A 14,651-nucleotide genomic window follows, 5' to 3' on the forward strand; every position below is an offset into this window, starting at 1 on the left:
GCCCCGATTATAAAGCCGCCCGAAGCAAAAACTAGAACCCTAACAACTTGAAACAGCTTGACAAGTTTGGTTTCGACTACTTAGCAAGGAAGTAGCCTAACGCGCCACCACAACGCAAGATAACGACAAATGAGCGCAAATACCGTGGATTGCGCGACTTAAGCCGCCAACATCCACCGCAGCGTATCCATAAACGGAATGGCCTCGACTTTCGGCACCAGCGAACGCAGCTTGGCCGGCGACCCCGCCAGCATCTTTACGTCGGTTTGACGCACGAAAGCCGGATTGACCTGAATCTCGATCTCATGCCCGGTCAGATCGCTCGCCGCCGACAGAATCTCGCGCAGCGTATACGGCGTGCCAGTGCAGACATTAACCGTTTCGGCCGCGGCCGCCGAGTCGAGCAAAGCCTCATAGGCGCTCGCCACGTAGCGCACGTCCGAAAAATCGCGCGCCACGTCGATATTGCCGAGTTCGATAGCCGGTTCACGCCGCGCAAAATGCTCGACGATCTTCGGCACGAGGAAGTTGGATGCCTGCCCGCGGCCGGTGTAGTTGAACGGCCGCACGATCAGAATCGGCAGACGGTCGAACCAGGTCCGCACCATTGTTTCCATCGCCGCCTTGCTGGCGGCATAGTGGTTCACCGGCGTGACCGGGAACGTTTCGTCGATAGCATCGCTCGTGACATTGCCGTACACGTTCGCGCTGCTCGCGATCAACAGCTTGCGGGGCGTATGGCCAACGGCTGCGCAGGCCTCCAGCAGATTCAGCGTACCGAGCACATTGACGCGATAAAAATCGAGCGGATCGTTATGGCCTACGAAGCTGATCGCAGCCAGATGCACGATGTAGTCGGGCCGCACGGTTTCGATCACACGCCGGCACATATCGGGCGACGTAATATCGAGCCTGACGCGTGTCGGCGTTTCCGGTTCGTTGCGCCCAGCCACGGTTTCGATCACGGTATGACCGCGGCCAAGCAGGTTGTCGACCAGATAGCGGCCCGTGAAGCCAGTCGCCCCGGTGACGAGCGTGCGGATAGGTTGCTGTGCATGAATAGACGGCATGCTTTCTCCGTTCACGAGGGTCATCCTGTTGTGGTGCAATATCGCGCGCGCCGGCAGCGGCACGTCTGAACTCAAGCCCGGCACCGCCCATTGCTGGCGGCTCGGCTCGGCGCATCCGCGATACCCGTGCTTCAAACGGGCTATTATGTCACGCTAACTTGCTGCACCGCCCAACGCGGCACACCTTGTTCGTAACCGCGTGTATCGAACTGCACCGACTTCCGATGACATCCTCCCCCGCTTCCACCGCCTCCACTTCTTCCACCGCCGCTTCCGCCGCCACCGCCAGCGCCGCCCCGCAGCCGCACCCGCTGCCGCTCGCTTTCGGCGACCTGCAAGGCTGCCGCACGCCGTTCCAGCAGTTGCTGGCCAAAGCCGCGCCGCCCGCGGACACGCCGCTATGGTTCGCCGGCGACCTGATCAACCGGGGCTCCGAGTCGCTCGCCACGCTGCGCGACATCATCGCGCTGGGAGAGCGCGCAGTGCCGGTGCTGGGCAACCACGACTTGCATCTGCTATCGGTGTCGGCGGGAATCCGCAAATCGAAGAAAGGCGACACGATCAACGACATCCTTTCCGCACCGGATGCCGCCGATCTGCTCGAATGGGTCCGCCACCGTCCGCTCGCGCATTTCGATAACGGCATGCTGATGGTCCATGCGGGCGTGCTGCCGCAATGGGACGCCGCGCTGACCATGGAACTGGCCGACGAATTGCAGCGGGCGCTGCGCGCGCCGAACTGGAAGGAAACGCTCGCCGGGCTCTACGGCAATGAGCCGAATCGCTGGACACCCGGCCTCAAGGGCATCGAGCGACTGCGTCTCACGTGCAGCGCACTGACGCGCATTCGCTTCTGCAATGCCGAAGGCGTAATGGATTTCAGCAGCAGCGGCGGCCTGAATTCCGCCCCGCCGGGCAGCATGCCGTGGTTCGACGTGCCGTCGCGCAAGACCGCGGATGTGACGATGGTGTTCGGCCATTGGGCCGCGCTCGGTTTGACCTTGCGCGACAATCTGATCGGGCTGGATTCCGGCTGCGTATGGGGCGAAAAGCTCTCCGCCGTGCGCCTCGCGCAAAATCCCGCGGAGCGCACGCTGACTCAGGTTGACTGCGAGACCTGCCGCGCGCCGGCCGGCGGCAACTAGAAAGCCGGCTTCTAAAAAGCCGGGGGCTTTGACCGTCCGGCGAGACCGGTCAAGCCGAGCGGCCCGACCGATCGGCCGGCTCGATCAACACCGCCGGGGCGTCGGAAGCACTGGCGTCGTTAGCAGCGGCAGGCGAGGAGATCGACGCCGCGATCGCGGCTCCGGAAGTCGTCATACCGCCCTGCATCTCCCGCAACGCCGCCGCAATCACCCTTTCCGCCTCGGCCGCCAGCGTCCGTCTGTCCGCGCCCGGCGCAAGCGGTGCGCCGACATACACGTGCGCGGTCAACGGGCCGCCGCTCAGCAACATATTCAGCGAGTCGGCCAGCGTCAGATCGTCGATATAGGCAGGCGCGGTGGACTGGCGGCCCCGCGCATCTTCGTACATGATGCACAGCGGCTGCACCGGCGCCGACGCCGACACGGCGGCCTGAAACATATTCGCGTGGAACGGCAGCAGCGCCAGCCCGTTCGACGTCGTCCCTTCAGGAAACACGCACATCAGCTCGCCCGCGCTCAGACGGTCGGACAGCTCGTGCATGATGCGCTTCGCGTCGCTGCGTTTCTCGCGCTGGATGAACACCGTGCCCAATTGCTGCGCCAGCCAGCCGACCACCGGCCACTGCCGGATCTCGGCCTTCGAGACGAACGGCGTGGGCCGCCACGCATTGATCACATAGATGTCTATCCATGAGATGTGATTGGCGACCACCAGCGCGCCGCGGTCGAGCCGTGCGCTGTCGTTATGCACGACGAGCCGCATGCCGCATAGGCGCAGCATTTTCAGCGACCATTCGCGATTGAGTGTCAGCCGCCCTTCAGCGCCAACTTTGTGAAAGCGCGTCGCGACGATCCACATGCCGTGCAGCAGATGCGCGATAAGACGGGCTTTGCGTAACGCGAGCTTCATGGTCGGAGCTTTCCGTAACTGGGCATTGCCGCGGATATTAGTGCTGTTCGAATGCAACGTGACCGGACACGATGGTCGCCCGCACGCGCGCCGGCAGTTCATAGCCGAGGAACGGCGTGTTGTGTCCCTGGCTCTTCAGTGCGCGCGGTTCGACACGCCAATATGCGTGGCGGTCGAACACACAAAGATCGGCGACCGAGCCCACGGCGATGCGGCCCGCAGCACCCAGCTTCAGCACATCGGCCGGCGCCGTGGTGATGCGGTTAAGCGCCTTCGCCAACGGCACGCGCGCTTCGTCGGCCCACTTGACCGTCAGCGACAGGAACAATTCGAGGCCGGTCGCACCAGGCGTGGCTTCGGCGAACGGCAGGAGTTTTTCGTCGTCGTCGACCGGCGTGTGGTCGGAGCAGATCGCGTCGATCGTGCCGTCGAGGAGACCCGCGCGTATCGCTTCGCGATCGCGCTGTTGGCGCAACGGCGGATCGAGCCGGAATTGCGCGTCGAAGTAGCCGATGTCGAGGTCGATCAGATGCACATGGTTCACGGTGACGTCGCACGATACCGGCAAGCCTTCGGCCTTGGCCGCACGCATCAATTCGATGCCCGCCGCCGACGACACATGCGACAGATGCACCCGTGCGCCCGTCACGCGAACCAGTTCGAAGATCGTATGCAGCGCGATCGTCTCAGCCGACACCGGCACGCCCGACAATCCAAGCCGCGACGCCAGCGCACCGCTCGCGGCCACGCCGCCCTTGCCGAGATACGCATCGACCGGGCGCAGCCACACCGTGAAGCCATAGGTCTTCGCGTACTGCAACGCGCGCATCAGCACCTGCGTGTCGACCACCGGCACGTCGGCCTGCGAAAAGCCGATACAACCCGCTTCGGTCAATTCAACCATCTCGGTGATGACCTGGCCTTTCAGACCGACCGTCAACGCGCCGAGCGGATACACATGCGCCTGGTTCAGATTGCGCGCGCGGAACTTGAGCATCTCCACGAGGCCCGGTTCATCGAGCGTCGGATCGGTATCCGGCGGACACACGAGGCTCGTCACACCGCCCGCGAGCGCGGCGGCCATTTCGGATTCGAGCGTCGCCTTGTGTTCGTAGCCCGGTTCGCGCAAGCGCGCGGACAGGTCGACCAGACCCGGCGTAATCGAGAGGCCTTTGGCATCGATCGTCTTTTCGGCACTGAAATCAGCGGGCGCGTTGCCAATGGCAACGATCTTGCCCGCCGCGATAAAAATGTCCTGCTGCTGTTCGGTGCCCGCTGCCGGATCGATCAGCGTGCCACCCTGAATATGAATCTTCATGCGCTGCCTTATTTTTTAGTCGTGGTTGCCGGCGACAATGCCCATCACCGCCATGCGCACCGCGATACCGAACGTCACCTGGTTCAGGATCACCGATTGCGGGCCGTCGGCCACCTGCGAATCGATTTCGACGCCGCGGTTCATCGGACCCGGGTGCATCACGATGGCGTCGGGTTTGGCGAGCGCGAGGCGCTCCGGCGTCAAACCCCAGCTCTTGAAGTATTCCTGCGCGGACGGCAGCAGCGCGCCACTCATCCGCTCGTTTTGCAGACGCAGCATGATGATCACGTCGACGTCTTTCAGGCCTTCGTCGAGGTTATGGAATACGCGCACGCCCATCTGCTCCAGGCCACCCGGCAACAGCGTGCGCGGACCGATTGCGCGCACTTCCGGCACGCCGAGCGTGGTCAGTGCATGAATGTCCGAACGCGCGACCCGCGAATGCAGAATGTCGCCGACAATCGCCACGCGCAGATTCGTGAAATCCTTCTTGTAGTGGCGGATCGTGTACATGTCGAGCAGACCCTGGGTCGGGTGTGCGTGACGGCCGTCGCCGGCGTTGATCACATGCACGTGCGGTGCGCAGTGCTGCGCGATCAGATACGGTGCGCCGCTCGACGCATGGCGCACGACGAACATATCGGCATGCATCGCCGAGAGGTTGTTGATCGTATCGAGCAGCGACTCACCTTTGCTCGTCGACGAAGCATTGATGTTCAGATTCAGCACGTCCGCAGATAAACGCGTCGCGGCGATCTCGAAGGTCGTGCGTGTGCGCGTCGAGTTCTCGAAGAACAGATTGAACACCGACTTGCCGCGCAACAGCGGCACCTTCTTCACTTCGCGATCGGTCACGCTGACGAACTGGTCGGCGGTATCGAGAATGTGATTGACGATCGCCTTCGGCAAGCCTTCGATCGACAACAGATGTTTGAGCTCGCCGTTTTTCGTGAGCTGCGGATTGCCCTTCAGAAAGCCGTAGCGGAAGCGCTCGGTGGCGCCGTCGGCTGAATCCTGGGAGGCCTGGGTGGCGGTGTTCATGGTGTACCTGCTTATTGCTCAATGCGGCTCAATGCGACTCGATGCGCAAAGCCGCGTTCAATCGACGCGGGCTTCGGTGTGAAAGGTGAAACGCTGATTGCCGTGTGCGCCGCCCTCTTCGCGGCTCAGCACGAGCGTCATCTCGGCCGGCACTTGCACCACGCCGCCGACGAAGCGGGCCGCCACCGGCAACTCGCGTCCACCGCGATCCGCCAGCACCGCCAGTTCGACCGACGCCGGCCGGCCATAGTCGTACAGTTCGTTCAGCGCCGCGCGGATCGTGCGGCCGGTGTATAGCACGTCGTCCACCAGCACGATGCGGCGCTTGTCCACGGAAAATGGCAGTGAGGTCGGGCTCGCCTGTGAGTGCAAGCCTTTTTTCGCGTAATCGTCACGATGCAGCGCGACATTCACCACGCCGAAGCTGGGCACGTGCAGGTCGCGCGCGAGGCGCTCGGCGAGCCACGCGCCGCCACTGTAAATACCGGCCAGCACGGCGCCTTCCGCACTGTCTGGCCCTGCGCCGAGCCTGTCGCCATAGGCAGCACGAATCTGCTCGAGCAAAGCGCTGTATAGCGCTTCGGCATCAATGGAACTCATGATCGTCGGAAAGTCCATCTAGATATTGCTGGAGAATAATGCTGGCGGCTTCGGCGTCCAGCATGTCGGCGCGGCCGTTGCCGGCGCGAATTTCCGCCTTCGCTTCGACTGACGAATAGCGCTCGTCGATCCACGTCACCGGCAGATTGAAGCGGCCATTCAGTTGATTGCCGAAGCGCTTCGCGAGTTGGGTCATCTCGTGCGGCGTGCCGTCCGGGTGCATCGGCAAGCCGACCACCAGCGCGTCCGGCTTCCACTCGGCAATCAGCTTGCCGATCGCCTCGAAACGGTATTCGCGGCTGCGGTTCTGCACGATCACAAGCGCCCGTGCGCTACGGGTGAGCGAGTTGCCCACCGCCACGCCGATCCGCTTTTCACCATAGTCGAACGCAAGCAGCGTCGCCTCACGTCCGGCCGGCGGACTCATACGCTACCTTTCATGCGTGACCTGCTTCGCCCGACAGCATCGACAGCGAAATGCCGAGCAGCGCGAGCGCGGCTTCCAAGCGTTGTTCGGCGGGCACGTCGAAAACGATTTTCGGGTCGGCTTCAACCGTGAGCCAGCCGTTCTTGGAAATCTCTTCCTCGAGTTGACCCGCGGCCCAGCCGGCATGACCGAGCGTGAGCAGGAAGCGTTCCGGACCGGTACCGCTCGCGACGGCTTCGAGCACGTCTTTCGAGGTGGTCATTTCAAGGCCGCCCGGTACCGACATGGATGACGTATACGCATTGCCGTCTTTCGGATCGTGCAGCACGAAGCCACGCTCGGTTTGCACCGGGCCACCGAAATACACGGGCACATGAAGAAGGGGTTCGATCTCGAGCTTGAGATCGATGCGACTGAAGAGCGCTTCAAGATCGATATCGGTCGGCCGGTTGATCACGAGGCCGAGCGCACCGCGCTCACTGTGATCGCAAAGGTAGACCACCGTTCCTGAAAACGTGGGATCGGCCATGCTCGGCATGGCGATCAGGAACTGGTTGGTCAGATTGATGCGATCGGTACTCTTGGACATAGTTCGAATTTTAGCAAAGACGATGCAGGATGGCTGGCTTTGGGCGCTGGAGCGCAACATGCGCGATGAAGAGCGCCGCGAGCCATCGACGGCGAATCAAGTTGCACTCTATCACGCACGCAGGCCTTGTCCACGGTGCGTTAGAGGTGTTTTGCGACACGCTGGGCGCGCGCCGCCGGGTCCGAACCTTGCTCCTCGCGGCGGCCGGCTGAGGGTGTCTGCCGGCGCGCGGGACAGGCTGCCAATTGTGCCGGTTGCGCCAATTGCGCGGCCGCTCAGGTGCCGCCCTGCTCGATCGCGCGCGTCAACGCGGCCAGCGCGGTGTTGCTGCCGGTCGGCGCGACGCCGGCGGCGACTTTGTGCAACATCGCGCGCAACGCCTCGGCAGCCTGCTCGAGCGTGCTCGCCGCAGGCGCTCCGACGATGACGTGCGAGCGCACTGCCGGCGTGGAAACGCCGGCATGCGCGCGGCGGCGCCACGCCAGCCCGAGCGCGTCGGCTACCAGCGCCACGTGGCCCAAGCCCAGCGCGCATGCGGCAGCGCCGAGCCGGTAGGCGGCATCGCCCGCCTGCAGCGCTTCGCTCGGATCGGCTTTCTCGGGCTGATCGGCCGCGCGGGCGTGTTCGGTCAGCGCCGAAATCGACGCATCCGCCGTCTGCAGGAAATCTTCGTAAGCGTGCGCGTTGACGGTCAGCACACCCAGTTCGCGCGTCAGCGAACTGCGAGTCGCGCTGATTGCTTGCGCCTGCACGGCGCCCGCCTCCCAGAGCATTTCGGAAGCCTGCGTACCGGCGACGTGCCAATCGACCGTCAGGCCGTAGTCGTGCAGCACTTCGACCTGATCGGCATCTTCCGCTGCAGCGCCAAATAGCGCGTAGTCGCGCCACAGCAGCGCCAGCGTCGCGCGCACCAGCGAACGCGGCGCACGCTCGATGCCGCGCGCGTGATCGGCCAGCGTGAGATTGCAGCGCGCATAGAAACGCCGCGCGTCGGCTTCTCCGGCAGCACGGCCGCTGACGCGCAGCGCCTTCGCGCACGCTTTGGCGAGACGCCAGAAATCGTAGGAATCCGGGCCGGCGAGTTCGGACAGGACTGCGTCCAGTTCGTCGAGCGCGGCATTGGTGAACGCCAGCGCGGCGCCGCTGTTGTCGGGCTGCGCGCGCAACACGGGCAGCAGCGCGCGCTCGTAGCGCGCCCGCAAATGAGCCAGTTGATCAGCGGGCTGGGCGTGCAGCGACACCGGCGGTATCGGACGTGAGGTCAGCGCGAGGTCTTCGAACGCGGCGGTTGAACCCGGCGTGTGTTCCGACAGATGGGTGCAGAGCGCGCGATAGTGCCTGAACAGAGTGGGCGAACAGGACAGCTCGTGCAGATTGTGACGCTCGAGCGCCGCGCGGAAATCGCGCAACGCCGCACCGAACACGGATCGCGCGTTGTCCGCGTCAGCCGGGCTCGCCGGACTCCCCTCGTCGGCCAAAGGCGAAAGCCGCACCAGCGCGTCCGCGAAGCGCTGCGCGCTCAGCCAGCCTGCCTCGCGCAACGCGTGCGACGCACGCAATAACGCCGAGGTGCTCTCGCTGTGTTGCTCGAACGCCAGCAGCGCCTCGGCCAGCGCCAGCTCTGCGGAACGGACAGCGCCGCCGCGCGGATTCGGCAAGGCATCGAAGGAATCAGGTGCAGCGGATCGAAGAGTCATGGGCTAGCGACAGGAAGCTGACGGGCCGCCGCCCGGCGCTGCACGAGAGACTGATCGGCTAACGCGCGAACTGGCGACAGAACAATGACAGACTACCGCTGCGACACGGTGCAACCGGGGACGTTCCGCATCGACGCGTTGGGGCGGCGTTCCGAACGCACGAATCGCGTTCGATCCGGGCGGCGCCGTCTGCAAAGCGCCGCGCGGCGGACGTACGACCGGCGCCCAGTCAGACAATGCCCGGGCACCGCCGTTTACCCCCTCGGATCTCAGATCTGGACCATCTCGAAGTCTTCCTTGCGCGCTCCGCATTCCGGACAGGTCCAGTTGATGGGAACGTCCTCCCAACGAGTGCCCGGCGCAATGCCTTCGTCCGGCAAACCGGCTTCTTCGTCGTAAATCCAGCCGCAAATCAGGCACATCCAGCTTTGATATTCCATTCTTGTGTCGCGTCGTAGAGTCCGTGGAAACGGGAGCCATGATGGTACCGTGTTGCCGCCCCAATGCCTAGCAATCAGAAACGCGCAAATCGCGGCGTGCGACGGCCTTCGGCGATGCCGGGCGGGTCGCTGCGTGGCACGCTTGCGGCGTAGTGCCACTGCATGACCGACTCGCCCCTGCGCCTGGATTTGCCGCCTGCTCGCCAGATAGCCGCTGCCGGCTTGCAGCAGGACATCGAAGAATGCGAAAAAACGCCTTCATGACAGTTTAGGCCGCATAATTGAGCCGATTGCGCACCGTCTGCGCCTAAATACAGCCCCTTTTTGCAAATTTTCATGCCCAGCGATACGCCTCCGATCGTCCTCACCTTCGGCCTTTCCGATCCCACCGGCGGCTCCGGCCTGCAAGCCGACCTGATGACGCTTGCCAGCATGGGTTGCCATGGCGTCTCCGTACTCACCGGCTATACCGTGCGCGACTCGGCAAGCTGCGACGAAGTCACCGGGCTCGACCCTGAAGTAGTCGCGACCCAGGCCCGGATGCTGCTCGAAGATATGCCGATCGCCGCGTTCAAGGTCGGCGCATGCACGCGTGCGGAAGTGGTGAGCGCGATTGCCGAAGTGGTCGCCGATTACGACGACATCCCGCTGATCCTTGCCCCCGACTTCACGCTCGACGACGAACACGTGCTCGCCGCCGACGAACTGCGCGAAGCGATTGCCGACCTGCTCGCACCGCAAACCACCTTGCTGGTCGCCGATTCGGCCACGCTGCTCGCGCTCGCTCAACCGGACGGCGACGCCGAGGCGCCGAGCCTCGACGCAGCGATCTCGCATTTGCTGTCACAAGGTTGTGAGTACATTCTGTCGACGGAAACCGGTACGCACCGGCTCGTCAATACGCTGTTCAGCGAAGACGGCCAACTGCGCCAGGACATGTGGGACCGCGGCAGTCACAGGATCATGGGCATCACGGACACGCTCGGTTCCGCGATTGCTGCCCTGCTGGCCAACGGTCAGGAACCGGCCGAAGCCGTGCGCGAAGCACAGGAGTACCTGTATCAGGCAGTGCGCAGCGCATTTCGGCCAGGAATGGGCGCGTATATGCCAGATCGCTTCTTCTGGGCCCGCAGCAGCGACGACGATACACCGCCGGCCGCGGGTAAGGACGCGGCGCCGGGTGAGGCGCGTCATTAATATTCGACGCGAGGCATCAGCGGCATGAGCGGCAAGCGCATGGCGAGCATTACAGCCATAACCTGGCAGCACCCATGAAAAACCCGCATTTCTGCGGGGTTTTTTCTTTTTGAACAATCCTCTGGCCGCCCTTTCGGGCGCAAACCCACTTTCAAACTTGTAATCAAACGTTACAACGAACGTTTTATCATCAGGTTAGACTTTCGATTCGTAATTCTGTCATATAGCTCTATGTCGTCGCCGACACCCATTCCCTTACCAGCCGGTGCTCCTGACGACTCCCGCGCCTTCCTGCAACGCAGCCACGGCGAAGTTACCAGCCGCGACAGGATGCAAATGTTCCGCCACAAGCCGGTCACGATCTGGCTGACGGGATTGTCCGGGGCGGGCAAATCAACCATCGCTTTCGAACTCGAGCGGCGGCTCGCAGCGCTAGGCCACGCGTGCTATGTTCTCGACGGCGACAATGTCCGCCACGGCTTGGCAAGCGATCTTGGCTTCGACAGCAAAGACCGGCGGGAAAATATTCGCCGGGTGGCGCACGTGGCCCAATTGATGAACGACGCGGGCTTGATCGTCATTACGGCTCTGATCTCGCCGATGCGCGAAGACCGGGCAATGGCGCGCGAAATCATCGGGCCCGGCAATTTCATCGAAACCTACCTGTCGGCCTCTGTCGACGCTTGCGCCCGCCGGGATCCAAAAGGTCTCTATGCCAAAGCCCGGAATGGCGAGATTCCGTCATTCACCGGGGTATCGGCGCCCTATGAAGTCCCAACCGATCCTGAACTGAATATAGACACCGCAACGCTGACGCCGGCCGAAAGCGTGGGAAAACTGTTCGCCTACTTGCACGACAACTGCCTGACGGATCCCTGCTGCGCAGCGCACACGCAATATTGAACGGTCCTCGGAGCAGCACCGCTCGCCCCAAAAGCAAAAACCCGCATTTCTGCGGGTTTTTGCTTTTGAGAAGCACGCCTCGCGGCGCACTTCCCCATGTGATTCGAACCGAGCCTCTCATGGAGAGAGGCCCAACCGAAATTACATGTCCATGCCCATGCCACCCATGCCGCCGGGCATACCGCCAGGCATCGGAGCATCTTCCTTCGGCAGTTCGCACACAGCTGCGTCGGTGGTCAACAGCAGGCCAGCGACCGAAGCTGCGTTTTGCAGCGCCGTACGCGTAACCTTCGTCGGGTCCACGACACCTGCGTCAACGAGGTCGACGTACTCGCCGGTTGCTGCGTTGTAGCCGTAGTTGCCCTTGCCTGCTGCAACTGCTGCCACCACGACGCTCGCTTCTTCGCCGCCGTTCGTGACGATCTGGCGCAGCGGTTCTTCCATTGCGCGCAGAACGATCTTGATACCTGCATCTTGATCAGCATTCGCGCCCTTCAGGCCAGCGATTGCCGTGCGAGCGCGGATCAGTGCGACGCCGCCGCCAGCCACGATGCCTTCTTCCACAGCTGCGCGCGTTGCGTGCAGTGCGTCTTCGACACGTGCCTTCTTTTCCTTCATTTCGACTTCGGTCGCAGCGCCGACCTTGATCACTGCAACGCCGCCTGCCAGCTTGGCAACGCGTTCTTGCAGCTTTTCACGGTCGTAGTCCGACGTAGCTTCTTCGATTTGCGTGCGAACTTGCTTCACACGCGCTTCGATGTTTGCTGCTTCGCCAGCGCCGTCGATGATCGTCGTGTTTTCCTTGCCCACTTCGATACGCTTCGCTTGACCCAGTTCGGCCAGCGTTGCCTTTTCGAGCGTCAGGCCGGTTTCTTCAGCGATAACTTGACCGCCCGTCAGGATCGCGATGTCTTCCAGCATGGCCTTACGACGATCGCCGAAGCCCGGAGCCTTGACAGCAACAGTCTTCAGGATGCCGCGAATGTTGTTCACCACCAGCGTTGCCAGTGCTTCGCCTTCGACGTCTTCTGCGATGATCAGCAGCGGACGGCCAGCCTTGGCGACTTGTTCCAGAACCGGGAGGAGGTCACGAATGTTCGAGACCTTCTTGTCGTGCAGCAGCACGAACGGGTTGTCCAGAACAGCAACTTGCTTGTCCGGGTTGTTGATGAAGTACGGCGACAGGTAGCCGCGGTCGAATTGCATACCTTCGACAACGTCCAGCTCGTCTTGCAGCGACTTGCCGTCTTCAACCGTGATGACGCCTTCCTTGCCGACCTTGTCCATTGCTTCAGCGATACGGTCGCCGATCGACGAGTCGCTGTTTGCCGAAATCGCGCCAACTTGAGCGATTTCCTTGTTGGTCGTGCACGGCTTGCTGATCTTGCGCAGTTCTTCGATCGCGGCCGTCACAGCCTTGTCGATACCACGCTTCAGGTCCATCGGGTTCATGCCCGATGCAACGTATTTCATGCCTTCGCGGACGATCGACTGAGCCAGGACCGTTGCGGTCGTGGTGCCGTCACCTGCGTTGTCGCTGGTCTTGGAAGCAACTTCCTTGACCATTTGCGCGCCCATGTTCTGGAGCTTGTCTTTCAGTTCGATTTCTTTCGCGACCGAAACACCATCCTTCGTGACCGTCGGGCCGCCGAAGCTGCGTTCCAGGACAACGTTGCGACCCTTCGGGCCCAGCGTGACCTTCACAGCGTTCGCGAGGATGTTCACGCCTTCAACCATCTTGGCACGGGCGGAATCACCGAATACGACGTCTTTAGCTGCCATCTTCTAACTCCTTGAATTCTTGGGATATAACCGGGTAAGTAGCGAGTTACTCGCTTACTTCTGCACCACGGCCATGATGTCTTCTTCGCGCATCACGAGCAGTTCGCTGCCGTCGACCTTAACGGTCTGGCCTGCGTACTTGCCGAACAGGACGCGGTCACCAACCTTCACGTCGAGTGCGATTTGTGCACCCTTATCGTCACGCTTGCCCGGGCCGACTGCCAGGATTTCGCCTTGATCCGGCTTTTCCGCTGCGGCTTCGGGGATCACGATGCCCGACGCAGTCTTGGTTTCTTGATCCAGACGTTTGACGATCACGCGATCATGCAAAGGACGAAGGTTCATACATACTCCTCTCTTGATTGAGACTGAAGAACGCTGAGAAAACCCGGCTGGCTAAGCCAACCGGCGATGTTGTTAGCACTCTCGTGCAGCGAGTGCTAATTATATGGACGGGTGGTGACAAATTCAAGAAGGGATGTGGAGATCGATGCTGCGATTGTCGAGATTCGTTTAAGGTCGAATTTTGTTCGCTGCCGTTTGACCTCGCGCGTTGCGTCCGGATCAACATCACGGCGGGGGAATCTGCTGCCAAAACAATGGGTTGACAGAAAGCGAGTTGATTCGCGGGGCCGCGCGGGCAGCATAGCGGCGCGCTCTGTCTGATGGCTTGTGCCGGGGAAGGTGCTGGCGATTTACCTTTGCTCCAGGGAAAACCCCGAGTCGATGGGACGCCGACTGCGCGCGGTTCGCATGTACCAGCTGTCGGGTGAATACCGCGAGATTGTCAGGACGGTTCCTGATGGGGGGCTTCCAAGTACTGCACCGAGCCCTGCAGACGTCAGCCCTCGCGGCAGGCCGCGAACGGATAGCGCACCGGTGTCTGGAAGACCAAAGCGCCTCGGCACCTCCAGACTATTCATCCCGCATTCAGACTCGACTACGGACCCATCCAGGGGCGGCAGCTCGCCAGCCTACCGAAATTTAATGCACGTCAGTCCTGTCTGACGGGGTCTCACCGCAGTCACCTTAACAGGCTTGAGCGGTTGCCCTTCGCCATCAAGTTCAAAGACGCCGACGGCGCATTGCCGCTGCGGTGCATGCATAAGCAATCCGACGAACGAGCTACTCGGGTCGGACGGTTTGGCCCCTTCCTCGGCGATCAGCAAATAGTGCGCATCTTTCTGCGGCGTAAAGGTCGCGGGCATCATGCAGGCGTTCTGCTCGTAAGAGATCACGAGCGGACTGCCCGGCACGACTTTCACCGGCACTGCGCCCGGGCTGCCGTCGACAGATGTTTTTCCCGTGTAGCAGCCCTTTTCATTCAATGTCAGGAGATAGACTCCAGCGCCCTGAATGTGGAGGTCCGCGGCGGGCTCCGAGTCTTTTGGAAAGGGATACGGATGGCCAACGGTGGTACAGCCTGCGAGAAGAGCAAATGCGCAAGCGATAGTTATTTTGGACTTCATGACTTTCTTTTCTAACGTAGAGAAACTATCTGGCCAGTGAGCCCACGAGCGCCGGTTGCACCT

The 14,651-nt window shown here is 62.2% G+C and carries 15 protein-coding genes; 3 read left to right on the forward strand and 12 right to left on the reverse strand.

All coding sequences use genetic code 11. From position 1 onward, the window contains the following. Positions 1-158: 158 nt before the first annotated feature. Complete coding sequence (locus AC57B6_RS21610; RefSeq protein WP_144192865.1) at positions 159-1,070, reverse strand: GDP-mannose 4,6-dehydratase; 912 nt, start codon at positions 1,068-1,070, stop codon at positions 159-161. A 224-nt stretch (positions 1,071-1,294) separates the two neighbouring features. On the opposite strand from AC57B6_RS21610, the gene AC57B6_RS21615 reads away from it, so the two are divergent. Beyond that, positions 1,295-2,215 carry a symmetrical bis(5'-nucleosyl)-tetraphosphatase gene (locus AC57B6_RS21615; protein ID WP_444515182.1) on the forward strand — a complete coding sequence of 307 codons (921 nt, stop codon included), beginning with the start codon at positions 1,295-1,297 and terminating at the stop codon, positions 2,213-2,215. A gap of 49 nt (positions 2,216-2,264) precedes the next feature. Here AC57B6_RS21615 and AC57B6_RS21620 read toward each other — a convergent pair whose 3' ends face one another. The 8 genes from AC57B6_RS21620 to AC57B6_RS21655 all read right to left on the reverse strand — a co-directional run bounded on the left by AC57B6_RS21620 (position 2,265) and on the right by AC57B6_RS21655 (position 9,237). Next, complete coding sequence (locus AC57B6_RS21620; RefSeq protein WP_252888776.1) at positions 2,265-3,125, reverse strand: lysophospholipid acyltransferase family protein; 861 nt, start codon at positions 3,123-3,125, stop codon at positions 2,265-2,267. Positions 3,126-3,162: 37 nt separating this feature from the next. Continuing rightward, the gene (locus tag AC57B6_RS21625) at positions 3,163-4,443 is read right to left on the reverse strand and encodes a dihydroorotase (protein WP_496422076.1); all 1,281 of its coding nucleotides are present in this window, start codon (positions 4,441-4,443) and stop codon (positions 3,163-3,165) included. Positions 4,444-4,458: 15 nt separating this feature from the next. Then, positions 4,459-5,484 (reverse strand): aspartate carbamoyltransferase catalytic subunit, encoded by a 1,026-nt coding sequence (locus tag AC57B6_RS21630; protein ID WP_028199859.1) that lies wholly within the window; start codon positions 5,482-5,484, stop codon positions 4,459-4,461. Positions 5,485-5,541: 57 nt separating this feature from the next. Then, the gene (pyrR, locus tag AC57B6_RS21635) at positions 5,542-6,084 is read right to left on the reverse strand and encodes a bifunctional pyr operon transcriptional regulator/uracil phosphoribosyltransferase PyrR (protein WP_106355892.1); all 543 of its coding nucleotides are present in this window, start codon (positions 6,082-6,084) and stop codon (positions 5,542-5,544) included. Beyond that, positions 6,071-6,511 carry a Holliday junction resolvase RuvX gene (gene ruvX / locus AC57B6_RS21640; RefSeq protein ID WP_025496511.1) on the reverse strand — a complete coding sequence of 147 codons (441 nt, stop codon included), beginning with the start codon at positions 6,509-6,511 and terminating at the stop codon, positions 6,071-6,073. The genes pyrR and ruvX overlap by 14 nt, the downstream gene beginning before the upstream one ends. Positions 6,512-6,521: 10 nt before the next feature. Further along, the gene (locus tag AC57B6_RS21645) at positions 6,522-7,100 is read right to left on the reverse strand and encodes a YqgE/AlgH family protein (RefSeq protein WP_025496512.1); all 579 of its coding nucleotides are present in this window, start codon (positions 7,098-7,100) and stop codon (positions 6,522-6,524) included. 275 nt (positions 7,101-7,375) lie between these two features. Continuing rightward, positions 7,376-8,797, reverse strand: a complete 1,422-nt coding sequence (locus AC57B6_RS21650) for a FimL-related protein (RefSeq protein WP_496422077.1) — start codon at positions 8,795-8,797, stop codon at positions 7,376-7,378. A gap of 269 nt (positions 8,798-9,066) precedes the next feature. Continuing rightward, positions 9,067-9,237 (reverse strand): rubredoxin, encoded by a 171-nt coding sequence (locus AC57B6_RS21655; protein WP_006047743.1) that lies wholly within the window; start codon positions 9,235-9,237, stop codon positions 9,067-9,069. A gap of 336 nt (positions 9,238-9,573) precedes the next feature. Here AC57B6_RS21655 and AC57B6_RS21660 point away from each other — a divergent pair, with 336 nt between their 5' ends. Then, positions 9,574-10,434 carry a hydroxymethylpyrimidine/phosphomethylpyrimidine kinase gene (locus AC57B6_RS21660; protein ID WP_025496515.1) on the forward strand — a complete coding sequence of 287 codons (861 nt, stop codon included), beginning with the start codon at positions 9,574-9,576 and terminating at the stop codon, positions 10,432-10,434. Between the two features lie 231 nt (positions 10,435-10,665). After that, a complete protein-coding gene (gene cysC / locus AC57B6_RS21665; RefSeq protein ID WP_049813605.1) occupies positions 10,666-11,337 on the forward strand; it encodes an adenylyl-sulfate kinase in 672 nt (223 codons plus the stop codon). Positions 11,338-11,478: 141 nt separating this feature from the next. Here the strand turns inward: cysC and groL are convergent, their stop codons facing one another. From groL to AC57B6_RS21680, 3 genes are all read right to left on the reverse strand, one after another. Next, positions 11,479-13,119: a chaperonin GroEL gene (gene groL / locus AC57B6_RS21670; protein ID WP_025496517.1), complete on the reverse strand. Its 1,641-nt coding sequence runs from the start codon at positions 13,117-13,119 to the stop codon at positions 11,479-11,481. Between the two features lie 54 nt (positions 13,120-13,173). Further along, entirely contained in the window at positions 13,174-13,464 is a 291-nt protein-coding gene (groES, locus tag AC57B6_RS21675; RefSeq protein ID WP_025496518.1) for a co-chaperone GroES, read from the reverse strand. 629 nt (positions 13,465-14,093) lie between these two features. Then, the gene (locus AC57B6_RS21680; RefSeq protein ID WP_496422078.1) at positions 14,094-14,588 is read right to left on the reverse strand and encodes a hypothetical protein; all 495 of its coding nucleotides are present in this window, start codon (positions 14,586-14,588) and stop codon (positions 14,094-14,096) included. Positions 14,589-14,651 lie beyond the last annotated feature (63 nt).

The organism is Paraburkholderia sp. BGA-UO-ETr-F12 (genome assembly GCF_059567945.1).